The organism is Nostoc sp. MG11, assembly GCF_014904695.1.
Classification (GTDB): domain Bacteria; phylum Cyanobacteriota; class Cyanobacteriia; order Cyanobacteriales; family Nostocaceae; genus Komarekiella.
In genome coordinates this window covers 319664-337527 of record NZ_JACXXN010000004.1, presented here as the reverse complement: position 1 = coordinate 337527, position 17864 = coordinate 319664, and the positions used below count along the sequence as shown (strand labels likewise).

General features: G+C 42.8%; 13 protein-coding genes, 1 tRNA gene and 1 other RNA gene. 9 read left to right on the top strand and 6 right to left on the bottom strand.

Features of this window, described 5'->3' with window-relative positions:
- Positions 1–137 precede the first annotated feature (137 nt).
- A complete protein-coding gene (locus tag HCR01_RS08785) occupies positions 138–800 on the bottom strand; it encodes a class I SAM-dependent methyltransferase (protein WP_193195836.1) in 663 nt (220 codons plus the stop codon).
- Positions 801–1047: 247 nt separating this feature from the next.
- Between HCR01_RS08785 and HCR01_RS08780 the strand changes: the two genes are divergently transcribed.
- Complete coding sequence (locus tag HCR01_RS08780) at positions 1048–1989, top strand: phosphoribulokinase (protein ID WP_193195835.1); 942 nt, start codon at positions 1048–1050, stop codon at positions 1987–1989.
- Positions 1990–2410: 421 nt separating this feature from the next.
- On the opposite strand, the gene HCR01_RS08775 is transcribed toward HCR01_RS08780, so the two are convergent.
- Positions 2411–2944, bottom strand: coding sequence for a GNAT family N-acetyltransferase (locus HCR01_RS08775; RefSeq protein WP_193195834.1), 534 nt, complete (start codon positions 2942–2944; stop codon positions 2411–2413).
- Positions 2945–3346: 402 nt separating this feature from the next.
- Between HCR01_RS08775 and radC the strand changes: the two genes are divergently transcribed.
- Positions 3347–4078, top strand: a complete 732-nt coding sequence (radC, locus tag HCR01_RS08770; RefSeq protein ID WP_193195833.1) for a RadC family protein — start codon at positions 3347–3349, stop codon at positions 4076–4078.
- A gap of 94 nt (positions 4079–4172) precedes the next feature.
- A tRNA-Val gene (locus HCR01_RS08765) sits at positions 4173–4244 on the top strand.
- 153 nt (positions 4245–4397) lie between these two features.
- Here HCR01_RS08765 and HCR01_RS38565 read toward each other — a convergent pair.
- From HCR01_RS38565 to HCR01_RS08745, 3 genes are read right to left on the bottom strand one after another with little or no spacing between them, the layout of a single operon-like run.
- Positions 4398–7370, bottom strand: a complete 2973-nt coding sequence (locus tag HCR01_RS38565) for an RNaseH domain-containing protein (RefSeq protein ID WP_226889209.1) — start codon at positions 7368–7370, stop codon at positions 4398–4400.
- A 24-nt stretch (positions 7371–7394) separates the two neighbouring features.
- Positions 7395–11021: a hypothetical protein gene (locus HCR01_RS08750; protein WP_193195832.1), complete on the bottom strand. Its 3627-nt coding sequence runs from the start codon at positions 11019–11021 to the stop codon at positions 7395–7397.
- Between the two features lie 3 nt (positions 11022–11024).
- Positions 11025–12155 (bottom strand): hypothetical protein, encoded by a 1131-nt coding sequence (locus HCR01_RS08745; RefSeq protein ID WP_193195831.1) that lies wholly within the window; start codon positions 12153–12155, stop codon positions 11025–11027.
- A gap of 141 nt (positions 12156–12296) precedes the next feature.
- Between HCR01_RS08745 and HCR01_RS08740 the strand changes: the two genes are divergently transcribed.
- On the top strand, positions 12297–12662 hold the full coding sequence (locus HCR01_RS08740) for a helix-turn-helix domain-containing protein (RefSeq protein ID WP_193195830.1): 366 nt from the start codon (positions 12297–12299) through the stop codon (positions 12660–12662).
- Positions 12663–12666: 4 nt separating this feature from the next.
- The gene (locus tag HCR01_RS08735; protein WP_193195829.1) at positions 12667–13212 is read left to right on the top strand and encodes an ImmA/IrrE family metallo-endopeptidase; all 546 of its coding nucleotides are present in this window, start codon (positions 12667–12669) and stop codon (positions 13210–13212) included.
- 302 nt (positions 13213–13514) lie between these two features.
- On the opposite strand, the gene HCR01_RS08730 is transcribed toward HCR01_RS08735, so the two are convergent.
- Positions 13515–13838, bottom strand: a complete 324-nt coding sequence (locus tag HCR01_RS08730; protein WP_193195828.1) for a hypothetical protein — start codon at positions 13836–13838, stop codon at positions 13515–13517.
- 470 nt (positions 13839–14308) lie between these two features.
- Here HCR01_RS08730 and HCR01_RS08725 point away from each other — a divergent pair, with 470 nt between their 5' ends.
- The 4 genes from HCR01_RS08725 (at position 14309) to HCR01_RS08710 (ending at position 17762) form a co-directional block, all read left to right on the top strand.
- Positions 14309–14800, top strand: coding sequence for a pentapeptide repeat-containing protein (locus HCR01_RS08725; protein ID WP_193195915.1), 492 nt, complete (start codon positions 14309–14311; stop codon positions 14798–14800).
- Positions 14797–15975 (top strand): 5-(carboxyamino)imidazole ribonucleotide synthase, encoded by a 1179-nt coding sequence (locus tag HCR01_RS08720; protein WP_193195827.1) that lies wholly within the window; start codon positions 14797–14799, stop codon positions 15973–15975. Before HCR01_RS08725 ends, HCR01_RS08720 begins: the two co-directional genes overlap by 4 nt.
- 60 nt (positions 15976–16035) lie before the next feature.
- A non-coding RNA gene (gene ssrS / locus HCR01_RS08715) (6S RNA) lies at positions 16036–16218 on the top strand.
- Between the two features lie 302 nt (positions 16219–16520).
- The gene (locus tag HCR01_RS08710; protein WP_193195914.1) at positions 16521–17762 is read left to right on the top strand and encodes a M16 family metallopeptidase; all 1242 of its coding nucleotides are present in this window, start codon (positions 16521–16523) and stop codon (positions 17760–17762) included.
- Positions 17763–17864 lie beyond the last annotated feature (102 nt).

The following is a 17864-nucleotide window of genomic DNA, read 5'->3' as shown; positions in this document are numbered from 1 at the left end:
CCAAGCTCAGTGCATCGCTGGGGACTGGGGGCTAGAAACTCTCTAGAGGGAGAAAGCTTAAAGAGTAAGGGGATGATTTTTCCCTTTCCCCTTTACCCCTTTCCCTTTGCCCAATCCCATACCCTATGCCAAAAAATCTAATTCTTTAACGCTAGGGTTAAACCATCTGCAATAGGTATCAAGCTAAGACTAACTCTCACGTCTTGGTGCAACTTCTGATTGAAAGCGCGGATCTTTTTGGTTCGATTGTCCTGCACTTGAGGATCTGCAACTCTTCCTGACCAAAGAACATTATCGATCGCAATCAGTCCACCCGGACGCACTAGTTGCAGCGATCGCTCATAGTAGTCATCATACTTGCTCTTATCGGCATCGATGAAAGCAAAATCAAAAGTTTCTGCTTCTCCGGCGACTAGCAATTTATCTAAAGTTTCCATTGCTGGGGCGATGCACAGATGAATTTTATCAGCCACTCCTGCTTGCTGCCAATATCGCCGAGCGATCGCTGTAAACTCCTCACTCACATCACAGGCTACAACTTTCCCTTCTGGCGGTAACGCTAATGCTATCACCAAGGAACTATAACCTGTAAATACTCCCAATTCCAAAGTTTTCTTGGCTTCTAACAACTGCACTAGCAATGCTAAAAACTGCCCCTGTTCGGGAGCAATCTGCATTTTCCCCATTGGATGCTGCGCTGTTTCTTGCCTCAATTGGGTTAAGATGTCCGACTCCCGCAGAGAAACTGACAGTAAATACTCATATAAGTTTTGTTTGAGTCCTAGTGTTTGAGTTGTCATAACCTCGTGCATGTCTCTTTTGACTATAGCTATTTCATAGAAAGCAACAGGAGAACCTTCCTTGATACTTATCAACGAGGATAATCAAGTAGGGAGCTAGTTTTACAACACGCGATCGCTTAGATAATATATGTGTAGAGATGTTGCAGACAAACACTTAGTTTGAGTTACTTGCCTAATCCCTTTTAATATTAAAAAATATTGTCTGAAAAATTTATTACTATTGCTTATATCAGGGGGAGTATCAATGAGCCGTCCAATAATTCTTGGTATTGTCGGTGATAGCGCCGCTGGAAAAACAACACTAACTAAAGGCATCGCTCAGGTACTTGGCCCTGAAAACGTTACGCTCATCTGCACAGATGATTACCACCGCTACGATCGCCAACAACGTGCAGAAATCGGCATCACTGCCCTCCACCCCGACTGCAACCATCTAGATATTATGCAGCAGCACCTATCGCTGCTACGCACAGGACAGGCAATCCTCAAGCCAGTTTACAGCCACAAAACCGGCACCTTTGAGCCGCCGCAGTACATCAAACCCAATAAATTCGTGATTATTGAGGGATTACTCGGTTATTCTACCCGTGCCGCCCGCGAAGCTTATGATGTTAAAGTTTATCTTGCGCCTCCTGAAGAATTACGCGCCAAGTGGAAGGTCAAACGGGATACACAAAAGCGGGGTTATACGGCTGAGCAAGTGCTGGCGGAACTAGAAAAGCGCGAACCAGACTCAGAGCAATTTATCCGTCCACAGCGACAGTGGTCTGATATAGTAATTAGTTTCTACCCGCCTACAGAAGAAGAGGATGAAACCAATGGACACTTGAATGTCCGCCTGGTACTGCGTCCAACAATTCCCCACCCAGATTTTACCCAGATTGTCCAATCCTACGATATTAATTCCCTGTCAGCGATCCGCCTTGGGCTAGACCGGGATATGAGTAAACCCGTAGATGTCTTAGAAGTTGACGGTCATGCCACCTTGGAACAGGTAAACAAGCTAGAGCATATTATATGTTCCGATATGCCGCATTTACGAAATATATGCGATCGCGAAAGTAACCCAGAACTAGGCAAAATTGCTGGTACAACTGGGGAAACACTCCAAAGTTACCCTCTTGCCCTGACTCAGTTGATCATTACCTACCACATGCTCAAAGCAACGCAAATGTACCAGTTATAAGCCAATACAGTTCAGTTAAGCCCAAAAAATTAAATTATGTAGGTTGGGTTGAGGAACGAAACCCAACGTTTGCAGGCCTGGGGAAACACTCCAAAGTTACCCTCTTGCCCTGACTCAGTTGATCATTACCTACCACATGCTCAAAGTAACGCAAATGTACCAGTTATAAGCCAAGGTGAATGAGTTTAACTTGTGATCAATGCATCCGGTAAAGTGCAGTTTTGAGCTAGTGTTTATGCGATACACATTTTGCTGACACCGACTTAACCCGTCGGGACTGATTCTGTGTTCGTTCACTTCAAAGCATTGACTTCACTGATAAACTTGCAGTCTGGCGGTGGAGTTCAGTTACCACATATCTCACCAAAATGAAGCAGAAAGGTCATCAGCCCGTCCGCTGCACCGAGATTTTAGGCTGCTGTCACTCGCCTTTAAGCAAACCATAAGCGAGAGTATTGAAAATACCGTTTCGAGTTCTCGTATGTTGCCTTAAGCACCCTTCTAGCTTAAATATGTTTCTCTCTAAAACCTTCGCTGAAGCAGTATTGAAATCAAGAACATGAGCAGTTAGGCGAGTCACTTCGAGATTATCAAACGCATACTGAACAAAAATACGTAGCGCATCAGTAGCTAATCCTTGCCCACGATATGCTTTAGCTAGCCAGTAGCCAATCTCTGCTCTATGCACTCTCCCAACTTTTAAGTCATCAATACCAAATGAACCAATTAAATAACCTTCAGAATTGCGAAGTGCAAAAGATATTTCTCTTCCAGTTTCTCTCAAAAACTCAAGCCTACGCTGTATCCACCAATCGGCGGTAGCTTCTGTATATGGATAAGGGATGACAGGAATTGCATCGGAAATACTTCTATCGTTGAGATGTTTCAAGTAAGCAGTTTTATCTGTGAGGTAAATACTGGTCAAATGAAAACCGTCACGAACGTCTAGTTTCATATCGGAGATATATGACAAATTATTGAACTACATCGAGTAAACTAACACTGAATCTAATCTCAATTACCACACTTATAACGCCACATTATAGCTAGCTTCACAGATAACCTCATACTAACTTGACGCTAAACACCAATAGCTAACCTTCAGATTGCCGTCCTGATGAGAAATAAAGCTGCTTAACCGTAGATGTAATACCAATTTAAAAAAGAATGTGACAGATAGACCATGTAGAGACGTTGCATTGCAACGTCTCTACTATTATTTCTCTGACAGCAAGATGTGTAAAAAAGAGAAAATTTGCCAAGATTAAAGATTTTCGTAAATAAAGATGATTATGAGAGCAAACAAGGGATAACTAAAGATAGTTCCAGCTAAGGTGACTATTCTCTTAGTTCTTCTATGACTTATTGCCTCAGAATTGCCGATATACCCACAAATGAGCGTCCGCGTGAGCGGCTAATGACTCATGGCCCCAAAATTTTAGCTACAGCAGAATTAATTGCAATTCTTCTAGGTACTGGTCAAGGGCCAGGAAAACTGTCAGCGGTAGGTTTGGGACAATATATCTTAACCGAATTAGGTAAACACCAACGTGATCCCTTGGCAGTTCTCCGAGAAGTTACCCCCGCCGAGTTAATGCAAATACCTGGTATTGGCCCAGCCAAGGCGACAACTATCCTAGCGGCTATTGAATTAGGCAAACGCGCCTTTCAATCCCGTCCCTTAGACCGCACAGCAATTGATAGCCCAGTTGTGGCTGCTGCTGCTCTCAGCCAAGATTTAATGTGGCAGACACAAGAACGTTTTGCAGTGCTGCTGTTAGATATCAAAAATCGCTTGCTAGGCACACAAGTGATTACTATTGGCACAGCTACCGAAACCCTAGCTTCCCCTCGTGAAATTTTTCGGGAAGTTATTCGTCAAGGCGCAACGCGGGCAATAGTTGCCCACAACCATCCTTCTGGTAATATTGAACCCAGCCCGCAAGATATAGAATTGACGCGCCAGTTGTTAGCAGGGGCGCAGTTTTTAGATATTCCGCTGCTAGATCACCTCATTTTGGGGAATGGCAATCACCAGAGTTTGCGGGAGACGACAACCTTATGGAATGAGTATCCCCAAGGTGATTAATACAATTTTCGTTTGGGAATTCTCCTAGATACCTTATTCTTCCTGTTCTTGATTGTTACTGTTGTGCGTTAACCGTGATATAATCAGGAGCCTTGGGCGATTAGCACAGTGGTAGCGCACATCCTTCACACGGATGGGGTCACTGGTTCAAATCCAGTATCGCCCATTTTATATTTTTTAATGGGTTAATTACTCAGACTGCGAGAACAAGGATAAGTTGTCAATTGTCGCTTAGGGATGAAAAGCAAGAAGAAAGAGACCCTAATTCTGAAGATTCAACGCAATATATCGAATTTTCTTACCGATGGTTCTCATTGATTCAGGCTTCTACACCAAGGATGCATAAGTGATCGTTTATTAGTTGTTTGCCTAAATGCATTGGATATGGTAAGAGAATATTACCCATAGACCATGCTGGCGAGAGTCGTAAGTAGTGTGGTACTCGGCAAAGCGCTTTTAGGCTTTCTTCTGTTTTTTGAAAATCTGGATGAACGAAAAAGGGTACGATTTCTAACATCTGCTGGTGCTTGAATGCAGTATTGGCACCGTATTCGTCATTTTGTGAGTCGAGCATGTAAAGTTCGCGTGCTGTTGAGCTATCTTGTGCTTTCTGTGTTTCCGGTAATCTTCCAATAGAAAAATAATGTAGTAACTCAGGTATCGAGGTATCGTAAAAGCCACTTAAGCGAATTAGATCTCGTGCTGGAGAATTCTCATTCCAAGTTTGTCGATTGGTGATGTATTGGGTTGTTTCGTCGCCAGTGCGGAAGCGAATGATTCCAAGCAAGTTCCTAAGTTGGTTATGGTCACGAGGATATACACAAGCATGACCTGGAACATGTTGAAAGTCTAAGATATCCCGTTTTGCAAGGAGATTTTCATTTTTTAACTGGAACCAAGCTTGACCTCCATTTTCCTCGCCACGTTCATTACGCCATACATCTGCTTCAATTAAAACAAGAGTAGGATGATCGCCCACTTGTGTTAGTACATCCGCCGCAAATTTTGCAAGTTCTATTCCTTTTAACTGAACTGTTTTAAGAGAATTGCGATCGCAGCGTACCCGTGAGAAAATCTGTCCCAGTTCAATCCCCGCCTGTGCATAAGGAATCCAATAGTTGCGATCGGGAAATAACACATCGACTGCACCCGTTGCCCGCAGACGAACAGCCAAGGCATAGTGAATATTATCTTGACCTTGATTGGTTTTTCGGCGACAAAGGGCAATTACATCTAAATTCTGTGCAATTTCCTTCGGTATCCCTGTTTGCTCGTAGACTTCTGAAGGCAGTCCATAAAGTGCCCCAACCTGGCGTAGCGTTATATCCAGTACAGCATTTAGAATACGTCCTTGTGTCTTCTTGCTGTAAGATAGCGATGTATCTGTGCTTTGATTTTCTTTGTCAGATGATTTTGGTTTAACCGTTTGCACCATTTGAGAACTGATTTTTTCTAACACGCAAGCTTCACGAACTGCTCTATAAATACTTTGTTTAGGATGAACTCCTTTCTTTTTTGTTTGTCCAATCTCAACGATCGCAAAACAGTAAGGCTTAGTAGTAGAGTCAATTGAAGCAATAACCTTATGTTTCAAAAAATCGCGCCATGCATCAAGTTTTATTTGATGCTGCTTGCGAATCTGTTTGTCAAACTCTTGACCATCTTTAGGTGCAAGTCCGGCTGTGTCGAGTGGTTTCAAGAAATTTGGCTCGTTAATCCATACAGATGATACTTTGACATGCTCTGGAAAATCTTCTCCTTCATTGAGCAGGAAAGCATCACGCAATGCCTGGCAAGTTACATCATAGGTATCTCGTTCGCGCCACAGAATAAAAAGATGTATGAGTTTTCCTTGCAACGCCCGCTCAATAGCATCAGCAATGATCGTTTGTCTTTCTTGACGACGGTTATCTACACGTTGCTTAATTTCTTTTTCAGTCAGCTTTTCTTTTTGTTGTTTTGTAAAACTTGAAGGTTGAGAAATATATTCGTAATCGCGCATAGCCAAGGGTGTTTTTTGACCAGATGGAGCAGGAATATCAGATTGCATTGGAGTATCTGATATTAAAACACTGTCTAGAAGCTCTAAGACTTGAGCAACAATATCACCGCGTTCCTGTAAACTAAATCCTGGTTTAATACTATGTCCTCTTTTATGATTTTCATGTTCATACTTATATCCTTCAGCATGAACTAAATAATATTCATCTCTATTCCAGTTAGAACGATTATCTAAATTGCCGTATCTAGAAGGGTTGCAACGAATATTATCGGTTGTTTCAAGGGGACGTGCTTTGAATGCAGCTAGCAGATTTGGTAATTGAAATTTCCACAGATTACTATCCTCTCTTCCATTGTTATCAATGGTAAGACGTATCAAAGTTGAATCTACTTCGTGACCAGATAGACGTTCCTCATTCATCCCCATCAGGACAGAGATATCACGGCCATAATTAGTTTCAATTAATGGCTCATGAGCATATCGTTGGCAACTTAAATGCAAAAAAATCCACGGTTGAAGTTTGCCATTTTGGTTGAATCGCCCTGCTTGAGTCTGAACGCGAAAATCCAAGCGATAGACAAAATAACCTTCCCTTTCTTTGCCATAGTCATCTGTGTACAGTGCCGGAAATGCTTGACTGACTAGGAATAGTCCAGTACGACCTGAGCCATCGCCTTGTACCTTGCGCCACTGGATTTCTTGCTCTCTTTGCCCAGAGCGAATGATACATTTTTTTCCATGCAGCAATGTTGCCAAGAAACTAGGAATGGCTTGGTATCCCAGTCCTTTTTCGGCATTGATGTTTTGAATGAGCGTTTCTGGAGTAATAGGTTGCCAATTCCAATTAGTAGGAACTATGACCATGTTTTTAAGGAAGCGATCGCAAACACTATTCACCTGATCTGCTTTACCCTTACCATCAAATTGCTTTGTCCACTCCTGCGCCCAAATAATCACTAACTCATGTATTTGCTCAGGTGTTGGAACTCGCAACGGATTTTCAACCGTTCCCACAGCTAATGCTCGATAATCGCCTGTATCAAAGTATTCAAAACTATGTGTCAATGTTGATGCACAGGCAAGCAATCCATTGTTTAACTGTCGATATGGTATCCAGATATTTTTCTTACGATTAGTCGATAAAACTTCTTCCATACTGTTACGAAATTTATCAACAATTTCTGTAAATGGAAATGAAAGTAGTTCAATTTTTAAACCTGCGAGTGCATCTTCCGCAAGATTCATTCTGGCAGGTAAGAGAATAGGAGGCCGCACGTCTTTTTTAGGCATTATGAATTCATTAATACAGCAAAGTTACCAATGCAGGTCTTCGATTCTTTCCAGTGCATTGGCAAGAGGCTTGTAAAGTGCATTTCCCACAGTGTTTTCCTCGCTGGCGTAGTCGCAGATTCGTAGAAGCGTGGCAACCAGAAGACTTGTCTGCTCTGTGTCAGGTTCAGAGAGTTCTGGATCAGCTTTCCTCACAGCACTCTTGGGCGCCCAAGCTGCATCGACAAAATAACCACGAAATGGGACACCTCCACGCAAAAGACGACCAACGGCTTGAATAACTAACCCGGCAGTAGTAGCAGTGAGGTCAAATCGTGGAAAAGCAAGTAATTCCTGATTATCACGCAGGGTTTTATAGTAGGAACGCTGTTCAACAGATCGCCAGTAACGCGCGGCTAGTTGGCGCACCTTTTCAGCACGTTGTACAATTCCGTCTCCTTGTTGCCATGCTAGAAAGTCTGCTTTATCCGCCCAGTCTAAAGCGCGACGGTTCATTTCTTGGGCGATCGCTTGTGTATCATGTGGGTGTGGATATGGTCGAGTCAGAAAGTAAACAGCACCAAACGCAGCTTTACCGTTTGCATTCAAAATATTGAAACCACGCCCGATCGCATTCATCGGAGCAACAAGAATCTTTCCGTTAATTTGCCCAAAAGTTTCAATATCTGCACGATTGAACGCACCCTTATCAGGTGGTTTGGCAAATTTTGCTAGCTCATCAAAGTCATCTTCCGTGTAAGTGTCTATATTGTCAGGGACTAGGTGATAAACAACGTCCTGCATACTTGACCAGCAATTGCGAATTTCGTTTGCTGCCCAACGAGCTTGATCGTATGAGTTGACTAGTAAAAGAAGGCGATCGCGATCCTTCCAATCGTTGCTTAAATCATTTTCGCCAAGATGTTTTAATTCCCTAAGTTCTTGCCCTAAATGCCCTGTACCGTTACTACCAACGAGCGATCGCGCTATTTCCTGAAACAAGCTCATTTTCTGTTGTTCCGGGCTACCAGAAATACGGAGGGGTTTTTTCTTTTGGTCAAATTGGGGAAGAAATTTGAAAGAGCTTTGAGCGATCGCCTCTCTCGCCTCTTGTTCTGGCATTAAAACACCCTGCGGATTACCAACATGAAAGCTGGTGGAATCCGGTAAGTAGGATGTTCCAGAAAGTGCCAGCACATTGGGGCCACGTTGACCATTGAAATCTGTGAATAAACGATGAAAGTTTAAAATGTAGCAGCGTCCAATATTGGTGTAGGCAAACAACGTCAATGCATTATTGCTGCCATTTCTGGAGCTTTTATTGTCATCATTTCCTCTGGAGTAATAAGTGCCGAACTGTCGTCCTGTGGGAGGCAATGGCAAAATATTCAACATTGCAGCAGGCATTCGACGATGGGGTGATTCGTCGTTGATTGATGTCGGTCGATTATGCCATTCATAAAAGACAATACAAGTGTGCCGATCCAAAAGGGCGATCGTCAACGCAAATTGGAGGCGATAAGCCAACGTTTCAACAGTATCAACATCTTGCTCATCCCCGTTCGGTGAACGTCGCTGTTGTTGAGAACTTTGATTACGATTCTCCAATTCTGTTCGCAGTCGCGCTAAACGCCGTTCTGTATTTGAGAAAAATTCGATAATCCAGGCTCTACAAGCCCTGTAAATGCGATCATCTGAAGCACTTTCTCCAGTACTATTGATCTCTTGCATAAGACGCGCAAGGCGAAAGACTGGATCTCGGTTTGGGTTAGATGAAGGCTGCATCCGTAAAGGATCATCCTCGTTAAGCAGTGCATCAAAATAACGCACAATTGGCTGAACAAGTCGAGTGTTTGCTCTTGAAACTGCCTCAGATGTATCAGAAGGTTCAAATTCTTCTAATCCAGCAAGACGACGCGCAAATTTGAACAGAAGGGAGTTAGGTGTAAAGTAACCTCGTTTGATCCAATTTCGGAGAACTTGATGTCCAACCTGTTTATCGAGTAGGGTTAGTGTTGCTGTAATTGCTTTTTGTGCATCACGTTCTGCACCAGTCCATCGTTGTGTTGATGGGGGCATAACACGGTTAGTTTTTGAGAATTGTTCTGTTTTTACGCCAATATCATCAAAAACGCCGCTATTACCACCGTCAGTCAGAACCACCTCCTCAGCATAAGTGTCATCAAACCACTTGATGATTGTTTCTATCTCATCAAAGACAACAAAATCTGATTGTTCATTGACGAGTTCACCGATTTTGATAGGGCGCAACTCTAAATGACGTGGTAATCCTGCCATTGCCATTGTGCCAGGAGTTGTAATCCAAATGCGGGCATTTGGCATATCACGATAAACTTGTTGGGATGGGCATTTGTCGAAGAATGGACATAAATAGAATGAACCTCGGCTTTTACGTCGCTGCTGGCGATCGCTTTTAGGCATTTCTTGGAGAGAATAACAAGGTTCAGTTCCCGGTTTGAGTGCTTTGTTATTTAAGAATTGACGAACAAAATTCTGATTGAGCCGACCTTGGAGAGGGCAAGCTGTACCTAGCCAACGCTCGCCCCAGTGAGGCTGTCCGCGTTGTCGATGTTCCTGATAATCTTTTGAGGCGGAGAAACTCCGCAGATGTGCATCCCGTGTAGTACGCCCCAAGATTGGCACTGCTACCGGATCATCATTCTCTGGATCGTTACAGAACCACCAGTTAATCTGATTTGCTAGTTTAATCGCTGATTGCACATCACTAACGACTAACGTAATGCGGCGATCGCAATGATGCCGCACAATGTTAACACTGAACAACTGCGAAACCGTAGTTTTTCCAGAGGCAACCATGCCTGCAATATTTGTGAAGCCATCCAACTCAAGAATTTGCTCCTCTTGCGGAAACAGTGTTCCGTTTTCCTGAACTTTGTGGAAGTTAATTTTGCGAAAGCGATCAACCCAATGCCCTTTGGCAGTTTCATCCCAGCCATATTGACGCGCTAAGGCTTCTTCTCGCTCATCAATCCATGCTGCATCTAGCTCTAAATCTGAAATGCGAAGCGAAAACGGACTACGAGAAAGATTTGTAGCAAACCAGGCTAGAGGCTGTACCCCTACATTTCGTACCTGCTGCTGCGTAAATCTGACTGGTACTATAACCGTCTCTTCTCCTGTCTTTGCCTCAAATTGATAAGTGATTTCGGCTTCTACTCGTTTAACTTGGCGATGCCGGAAACCTAAATTGGCAATCAGACACCGTTCGTACACATCTTGATTAGCTGGATGCCGGAGGTTTTTAGCAGCATTGATAATATAGCTATCCCAGTTTTGCGGAGTGAAGTCGCCATAATTACGCTGATCTAGAGGAATCCTTAGATAAGAACGCAGTGCGCCTAACCAGGCGAAACGGGCAGAAAATGGAACAAGTTGGCGAGTGTTGGCGATCGCTCGACGTTCCATCTCATTCAAGTTCTGTAAGCGTGGATGTCTCAAAGGCATTCCACTCAAAATTGCCCAAGGTGCGGTGACTGGCTCATCATCAACTTCCAAATGCTCCATGAGAGCAAAGCCAAGCTCTACCTGAAGCAACAATTCAGCTTGAGTACGCTCCAAACCTGCTTCCTGCAACTGTTTGAGGCGGTCTTTAAACTCTGTCGGTAGCTCAAATAGAGTCATCTGGCTCATTGACTATTCCCTCAAGCACTCAATTTTATTGATAACCCGTTCCTCAAATACAGCATCACTCAAAAGGTGGGTACTGCTTGGAAGCTTTATAGCCTGTTCGCGGAGAATTTCGATATAGTCCTCTCGTTGTTGCAGGCGTTGGATGGGAATGACATAAAAGCTTTCGTCATAACGTAGCTCGCCTTCGCCGAATAGAGGTGTCAGCTTTGGTGCTAAATTGTAGGGACTTCGGTAATCTTTAATATCCACAGCCCAAGTTGATTTGTCACAGAAGCATAGCTGTAAGTCATAGCGATCAATGCCAGGATAAAGATGGATGGCACAAAGCTGATCTGAGTATTTGCTTTGAAGTTCTTTCAACACATTAAATAAGCGCATCTCAGGAATACCAGGTAAACAAATACGCCAGTGAATGCCAAACTTTAGACGACGCAGCCCTTGTTTCCATGTAATCTGTCGAATAAACGGCAAATTTTGGCGATGGTCGTTACAAGCACTGGGTTTAATACCACGTAACTTTCCATACTTTTTAAACAAAGGGCCGCAGCGATCGCAATTCCAGCAAGCCTCCTCTTCTTGGCACTCTTCGTAGAGGTCGCCAACTTCTTGAATATCAATATGTCGAGTTTTGGAAAATACTTTGCGAAGCTGCGCCGGAGTTGTGTACCCATTCTCAATCAAAAATCGACGTAGCAAAACATATTCCTGTTGAACGCGCTCAAAATCGCTATCGTTGCTGTACAGTTCTTGCAAACGTTCCAAAATTTTCTTAAACGGAAAATTCTCTATTGCCATCTGCTTAGTTGAAGCAGTTGCAAACTCCGGTAACTTAGCTCGATCAAGCAATTCCTCATATAAGTATCGACTTGCTTCTTCACTCAATACCCCTTCGTAGAGCAAACCAAAATCTGAGTCAAACTCTTTTGGCAGTAAACGCCTTGGATACCAAGTTTTCACGGGTTTTTCGAGTAAAGCTAAAAGACCTGTTAAAGTCCGTGGGTATGTTACAGCCGTTACCTCTAGAGCTAGTTTATTGAGGGCATAACGCAGTAGTTCCGGATATGGATACCTGTCATCTCGCCGGATAAACTCTGCTAAACCAAGGACAAGATTATCAAATTCATTACTTCCCATTAGAGGTAATCCTTCTTTTAGAGGATTTACTCAACAACACGATTTTTCATCCGTGATACATTTGTTGCATATACCGTACAACATTATTTAGGGTGTGTCAATCAAGAAACGATTTATTCTTTCGTAACACAAAACAGGAGAATGGGAACTTATCTAGATATAGAACGGTTGGCAAGTCTAGTCCGCAAGAAACGCGGTAGTAGAGGGCTGCGCGAAACGGCCGCAGATATTGGTAATGTTAGTCCATCTACTCTTTCAAGGGTAGAGAGCGGCAAAATGCCGGACATGGAAACCTTTCTAGCACTTTGTAACTGGCTACAAGTGCCACCTGCGGAGTTGTTTAGAACTACAGAAGAAGATCAACTGGATACACCTGAAGCGATCGCTATTCAACTACGAGCTGATAAAAACCTTGATCCAGCGATCGCCAATGCTCTGGCATCCCTAGTCAAAGCAGCGTATCGCGATCTCTCTCAAAATGATGGCGAATTGAAGCAAGATCCTTAAAGATATGCCATTAATTCAAAGTTTATCGCCGGAATTTAGGCAACGCTGTGAAGCGATCGCAACTGAACAACGAAGCTTACTTCGAGTGCGATCATTTGAACCGTTACCCGCAGACACTCTAGCAGCAAAGTTAGGAGCAACACTTTTTACACCCGATCAGGTTCCAAATTTAGAGCCAGAACAAGTAGCAGTATTACTTGCTAGCGATGAATGGTCAGGAGCGATTATAAGCGATCGCCCACTCTGGATTGTATACAACCCGCATCATGCACCAACACGGCACGAATCAAATTTGATGCATGAGATAGCTCATGTATTGCTGGATCATAAACCTGTTGGTTTTGATCCTGTAACCGGATTACCAAAACGTAAACAAAACAACGAAGATGAAGCAACTTATCTGGGAGGATGTCTTCAAATTCCCAAACGTGGTTTACTATGGGCAACACAACGAAAGATGCTGTTGCCTCAAATTGCAGTACATTTTGGTGCGAGTGAAGCTATGGTGCAGTTTCGCAGCAATGTGACTGATGTGTCTGTCAAATCCTAATACTATGTGATCTGTCAATGAACAGAATTTTTTTAATACTTATCGATAATTGTTTTTGTCAAACTAATTAAACAAGAACAACTGCGTATATATGGTTTGGTTCCTTATCAATTGAACGTGATTCTGAACTACATCAGGTATTTCGTATACTAAAACGCTTGTGTCAACTGATGAGTGAAAACCAAGTTTATCTATTAACTGAAACTTTGTTGATTTTGAATCTTTACTCTTAAACTAAAAACTGCTCTTGCTAAGATTAACAGACAAGAGCAGTTTTTAATAACAATGCCCAAACTAAGAATTTAGGCATCCTCAAGTTCAAATTGAGCCACTGTAACGGCGTTAAAAGCGAAAGCCAAAACTAACGGCATCGGAGACTGGAACCAAAAGGTAGAAATAACAGCTAGGATTGTCCCAATTACTGCTGACATCGACCACAAGCGTTCCTCAAAAGTTAATCCTTTTTCGGCTTTAATTGTTCTGAGAACTTGAGAGGGAATTGGTTCAGGCATTACTCCACCCGGAGGAAAAGCCCAGAAGTTGTTACGCCGCTCGACAAACAAATCTGTCCAGCCATTTTCTTGGCACCATGCCTCGATCCATTGAAGAGAGTAATGATTCATCATCGTCGGGGTTGTGAGTTTGGCTTGTTGAATTTGTATAGTTCGCGAAATATAAATATCTTGGAGATTCCTGATAAATTAGATGAGCGCTATTAAAGTGAATATAAAATTATTCTGCTTTGTCAAGCACATAAGCCACATTTAATTACGCTCAAATATTGCTTTCCTTAATTAAAAGGCTAACAGTCGATAGTGACTATTTAAAGTAAAAGACAATAAACTTTACTTCCAAGGTATAAAGTAAAGTATTGTAAATGAATCAGCGTCAGCGTAGCCCCTCGTAAACATCGCTTGCTGAAATTAATACAATTCTGTGCATATCCTAAAAAGCAAATTATAAAATCAATAATTGTAAACATATCAATAAACGATTGCTTTTGATTGTTAACTCATTGTGAATTCTGAAACTTAAGTTAATATTCAAATGCGATAAGCTAAAAATGCAGCGATAGGATACAAAATTGGCTAGCGATATGTTTTTGCGGCGAGGGTTGGCGTTACTGCTGGGGATTATAATATGGTGCGCGGCTCATCCCGCACTGGCGGTAGACTGGACTCATCCACTGTCATTTAGCAATGCAGAGTTGACAAGACACGATTTTTCTGGTGAAAGTTTGCAAGCTGCGGAGTTTTCTAACGCCAATATGGATCTGGCTAATTTTGCGGATGCTGACTTGCGGGGAGCAGTATTAAGTGCTTCGGTGATGACACAAGCGAATCTGCACGGAGCGGATTTAACTAACGCAATGGTTGATCAGGTAAACTTAACTAAAGCTGATTTGAGCGATGCAGTTTTCAAAGAAGCTCTTTTGCTCCGCGCCATCTTTACTGATGTAAATATAGACGGTGCAGATTTCACCGATGCAGTTTTAGATAAGGTGCAAATCAAAGAACTGTGCGGTAAAGCCAGCGGTGTGAATTCTAAAACTGGCGTGAAAACTAGTTATTCTCTGGGATGTCAATGAAGCGTGTTGGTATAATTGGTGGCGGGCAGCTTGCCTGGATGATGGGAGACGCAGCAAAGAAGCTAGGTGTAGAATTGGTAGTGCAAACTCCTGGTAAAGATGATCCAGCTGTTTCAATTGCCCAAGAAATTATTTTCGCCCCAGTTGATGACGCTAGCGCTACAGAAATATTAGCAACAAAATGCGATGTCATCACTTTTGAAAACGAATTTGTTGACTTAGACGCTTTATCCCTGCTAGCACTACAAGGTGTTTGCTTCCGCCCTAGATTAGAAGCCTTGGCTCCCCTTTTAGATAAATATCATCAGCGTTGCTATTTGCGTGATTTGGGATTACCTGTCCCCCAGTTTTTTGCCCTCGACGAGCTAGAGCATCTCAAATCCAAAATGAGATATCAAAGCTTTCCCATAGTCCTCAAATCCCGACGCCACGGATATGATGGTCAAGGTACTTTCATAATTCCAGATTTGGTGACTTTGGAAGAAAAAGCGAATGAAAGCGTCACCAATAAGAGGTTAAGTCAACCACTTTTCTTATTAGAAGAATTTGTACCCTTTGAAAGAGAATTAGCAATAATTGCAGCTCGTTCTTTAGATGGGAAGGTTGTAACCTATCCAGTAGTAGAAACCCAACAAGAACAACAGGTTTGTCGGCGGGTGATTGCTCCAGCCCAGATTACGCCTAATCAAGCAGCGGAAATAGAGGCGATCGCACACACTCTACTAAATAGCTTACAAGTGGTAGGAGTTTTTGGAATTGAGCTATTTCTCGCTGCTGATGGCAAAATTCTGGTCAATGAAATCGCCCCCCGCACCCACAACTCTGGACATTTTTCCCTTGATGCTTGTGAAACTTCTCAATTTGAGCAGCACCTCCGAGCAGTTTGTGGTTTACCTTTGGGTAATCCTGCTTTGCAGTGCGCCAGGGCTGTGATGGTCAACCTACTAGGGTACGAAAATTCTCAAAGCGACTACCAAAGCAAGCGCCAACAATTAGCCAAGATTCCCCAAGCCCACGTTCATTGGTACGGGAAGACTGAATCGCGTCCTGGGCGAAAGTTGGGACACGTTACCGTTTTACTTGATAATCAGCACCGGGATAGGTTGAGTGCGATCGCCAACGGCGTCGGCGCAGCCATCGCCCAAACCATAGAATCCATCTGGTATCCCAGTTAAATTTTCTAGAAAATTCCGATATGGAATACACAGCATCTTTTAGAAGGCTATAATGAGTTAGTTGCACTACGACGTTGGTGACTGCCATCAAGTTTTTTGATCTATGCCTTTAAAGACAAGGGAATCAACTGTTCTCGTGGCAGTAGACCGGGCATGTACCCGGAAACTTTAAACGAGGAATTAAGGTTCCCACCTGGTTAAACCAGGTCATAAACTTAGGTAAAACGGCGTCGCGGTGAACTTAAAATTATTAGCTCCCAAAGTTAATTAAAACTTGGGAGCTTTAATTATTTAAATTAGTATAACTTATAAGACAAATAAGAAATTAAAAACAGAAAATATCAAATGAGGCGTAGTAAGCATTTTAGCCATATCAATCAAACAAATTTAATCTTCTGTAACTTAAAAGTTAGTAACGCCTGTTTATGAAAACAAAATCTGTATAAATTGATTCTAATTTAGGCATCGTTCAGAGTTAAGATGACGAAATTGCTTCAAATTGTGGTTAAAGCTACAAAAAATTGTCACAACAACTAACTACTACCGTGTTTCCAGCCTCGGTTTTCCGACTCGACAATGGTTTAACATTTATTCATCAAGAAATTTCCACTACCCCTGTAGTTGTGGCAGATGTTTGGGTGCGGGCAGGAGCTACCCTAGAGCCAGAACCGTGGTTTGGGATGGCACACTTTTTAGAACACATGATTTTTAAAGGTACGGCCACGTTACCGCCTGGAATGTTCGATCACAATGTTGAAAACAGGGGTGGCGTGAGTAATGCCGCTACGAGCTATGATTATGCTCATTACTCCCTCACCACAGCAGCCCCTTACCTAAAAGATACTTTGCCCCACTTGGGGGAATTATTGTTGAATGCAGCAATTCCAGAAGATGAATTTATCCGCGAACGGGATGTAGTGCTAGAAGAAATTCGCGCTTGCCAAGATGATTCTGACTGGATAGGATTTCAATCTCTCATTACAAGCATCTATCAACAACACCCTTATGGACGTTCAGTATTAGGTAGTGAGTACGACTTGATGCAGCAGTCACCAGAAGCAATGCGCTGTTTTCACCGCGCTCACTATCAGCCGGAAAATATGACAGTGGTGATTGTCGGGGGTATTGACCAGCAGCCAGCTTGGGAAATAGTAAATCGCTCATTTTCTGATTTTGCCAAACGTCCTGATTGCCCACAGTCTAAAAAAGTGGCCGAGCCAGCAATAACCAAAATCCGCCGTCAAGAACTGTGTCTACCACGCATAGAACAAGCGCGGTTGCTGATGGCGTGGCTAGTACCAGGAGTAGAGGAACTCCGCACCGCTTATGGTTTAGATTTGTTGTCAGTGTTATTGGCAGAAGGGCGGACTTCGCGCTTGGTACGTGATTTGCGGGAGGATATGCAATTAGTCCAGGGAATTTGCAGTAATTTTTCCCTACAACGAGAATCGAGTTTATTTACAATTACTGCCTGGTTAGAACCAGAAAATCTGGAGCAAGTTGAGTCTTTGATTTGCACTCATTTGGATGATTTGCAAACTATCGGAATTAGCGAACAGGAACTTGCTCGTACAAGCAGGCTGCTGTGTAATGAGTATGCGTTTTCTACCGAAACGCCAAATCAGCTTACGGGGCTTTATGGCTACTACAATACCATCGCTCAAGCTGAATTAGCAGTGACGTATCCTCAGCAGATTCAGTCGTTTGATACCCAAGAACTGCAAGAATTAGCTAAACAGTATCTTTCACCGCATAATTACGCAGTTACCGTACTTAAGCCTTATTAGTCATTAGTCATTGGTCATTGGTCATTGGTCATTAGTCATTAGTCATTGGTCATTGGTCACTAGACAACTGACAACTGACAACTAACAATTGACAAAGGACAA

Bases quoted from the DNA above. Each gene is read 5' to 3' on its own strand.
- HCR01_RS08785 (WP_193195836.1), bottom strand. From the start codon at position 800: ATGACAACTCAAACACTAGGACTCAAACAAAACTTATATGAGTATTTA.
- HCR01_RS08780 (WP_193195835.1), top strand. From the start codon at position 1,048: ATGAGCCGTCCAATAATTCTTGGTATTGTCGGTGATAGCGCCGCTGGA.
- HCR01_RS08775 (WP_193195834.1), bottom strand. From the start codon at position 2,944: ATGAAACTAGACGTTCGTGACGGTTTTCATTTGACCAGTATTTACCTC.
- radC (WP_193195833.1), top strand. From the start codon at position 3,347: ATGACTTATTGCCTCAGAATTGCCGATATACCCACAAATGAGCGTCCG.
- HCR01_RS38565 (WP_226889209.1), bottom strand. From the start codon at position 7,370: ATGCCTAAAAAAGACGTGCGGCCTCCTATTCTCTTACCTGCCAGAATG.
- HCR01_RS08750 (WP_193195832.1), bottom strand. From the start codon at position 11,021: ATGAGCCAGATGACTCTATTTGAGCTACCGACAGAGTTTAAAGACCGC.
- HCR01_RS08745 (WP_193195831.1), bottom strand. From the start codon at position 12,155: ATGGGAAGTAATGAATTTGATAATCTTGTCCTTGGTTTAGCAGAGTTT.
- HCR01_RS08740 (WP_193195830.1), top strand. From the start codon at position 12,297: ATGGGAACTTATCTAGATATAGAACGGTTGGCAAGTCTAGTCCGCAAG.
- HCR01_RS08735 (WP_193195829.1), top strand. From the start codon at position 12,667: ATGCCATTAATTCAAAGTTTATCGCCGGAATTTAGGCAACGCTGTGAA.
- HCR01_RS08730 (WP_193195828.1), bottom strand. From the start codon at position 13,838: ATGATGAATCATTACTCTCTTCAATGGATCGAGGCATGGTGCCAAGAA.
- HCR01_RS08725 (WP_193195915.1), top strand. From the start codon at position 14,309: ATGTTTTTGCGGCGAGGGTTGGCGTTACTGCTGGGGATTATAATATGG.
- HCR01_RS08720 (WP_193195827.1), top strand. From the start codon at position 14,797: ATGAAGCGTGTTGGTATAATTGGTGGCGGGCAGCTTGCCTGGATGATG.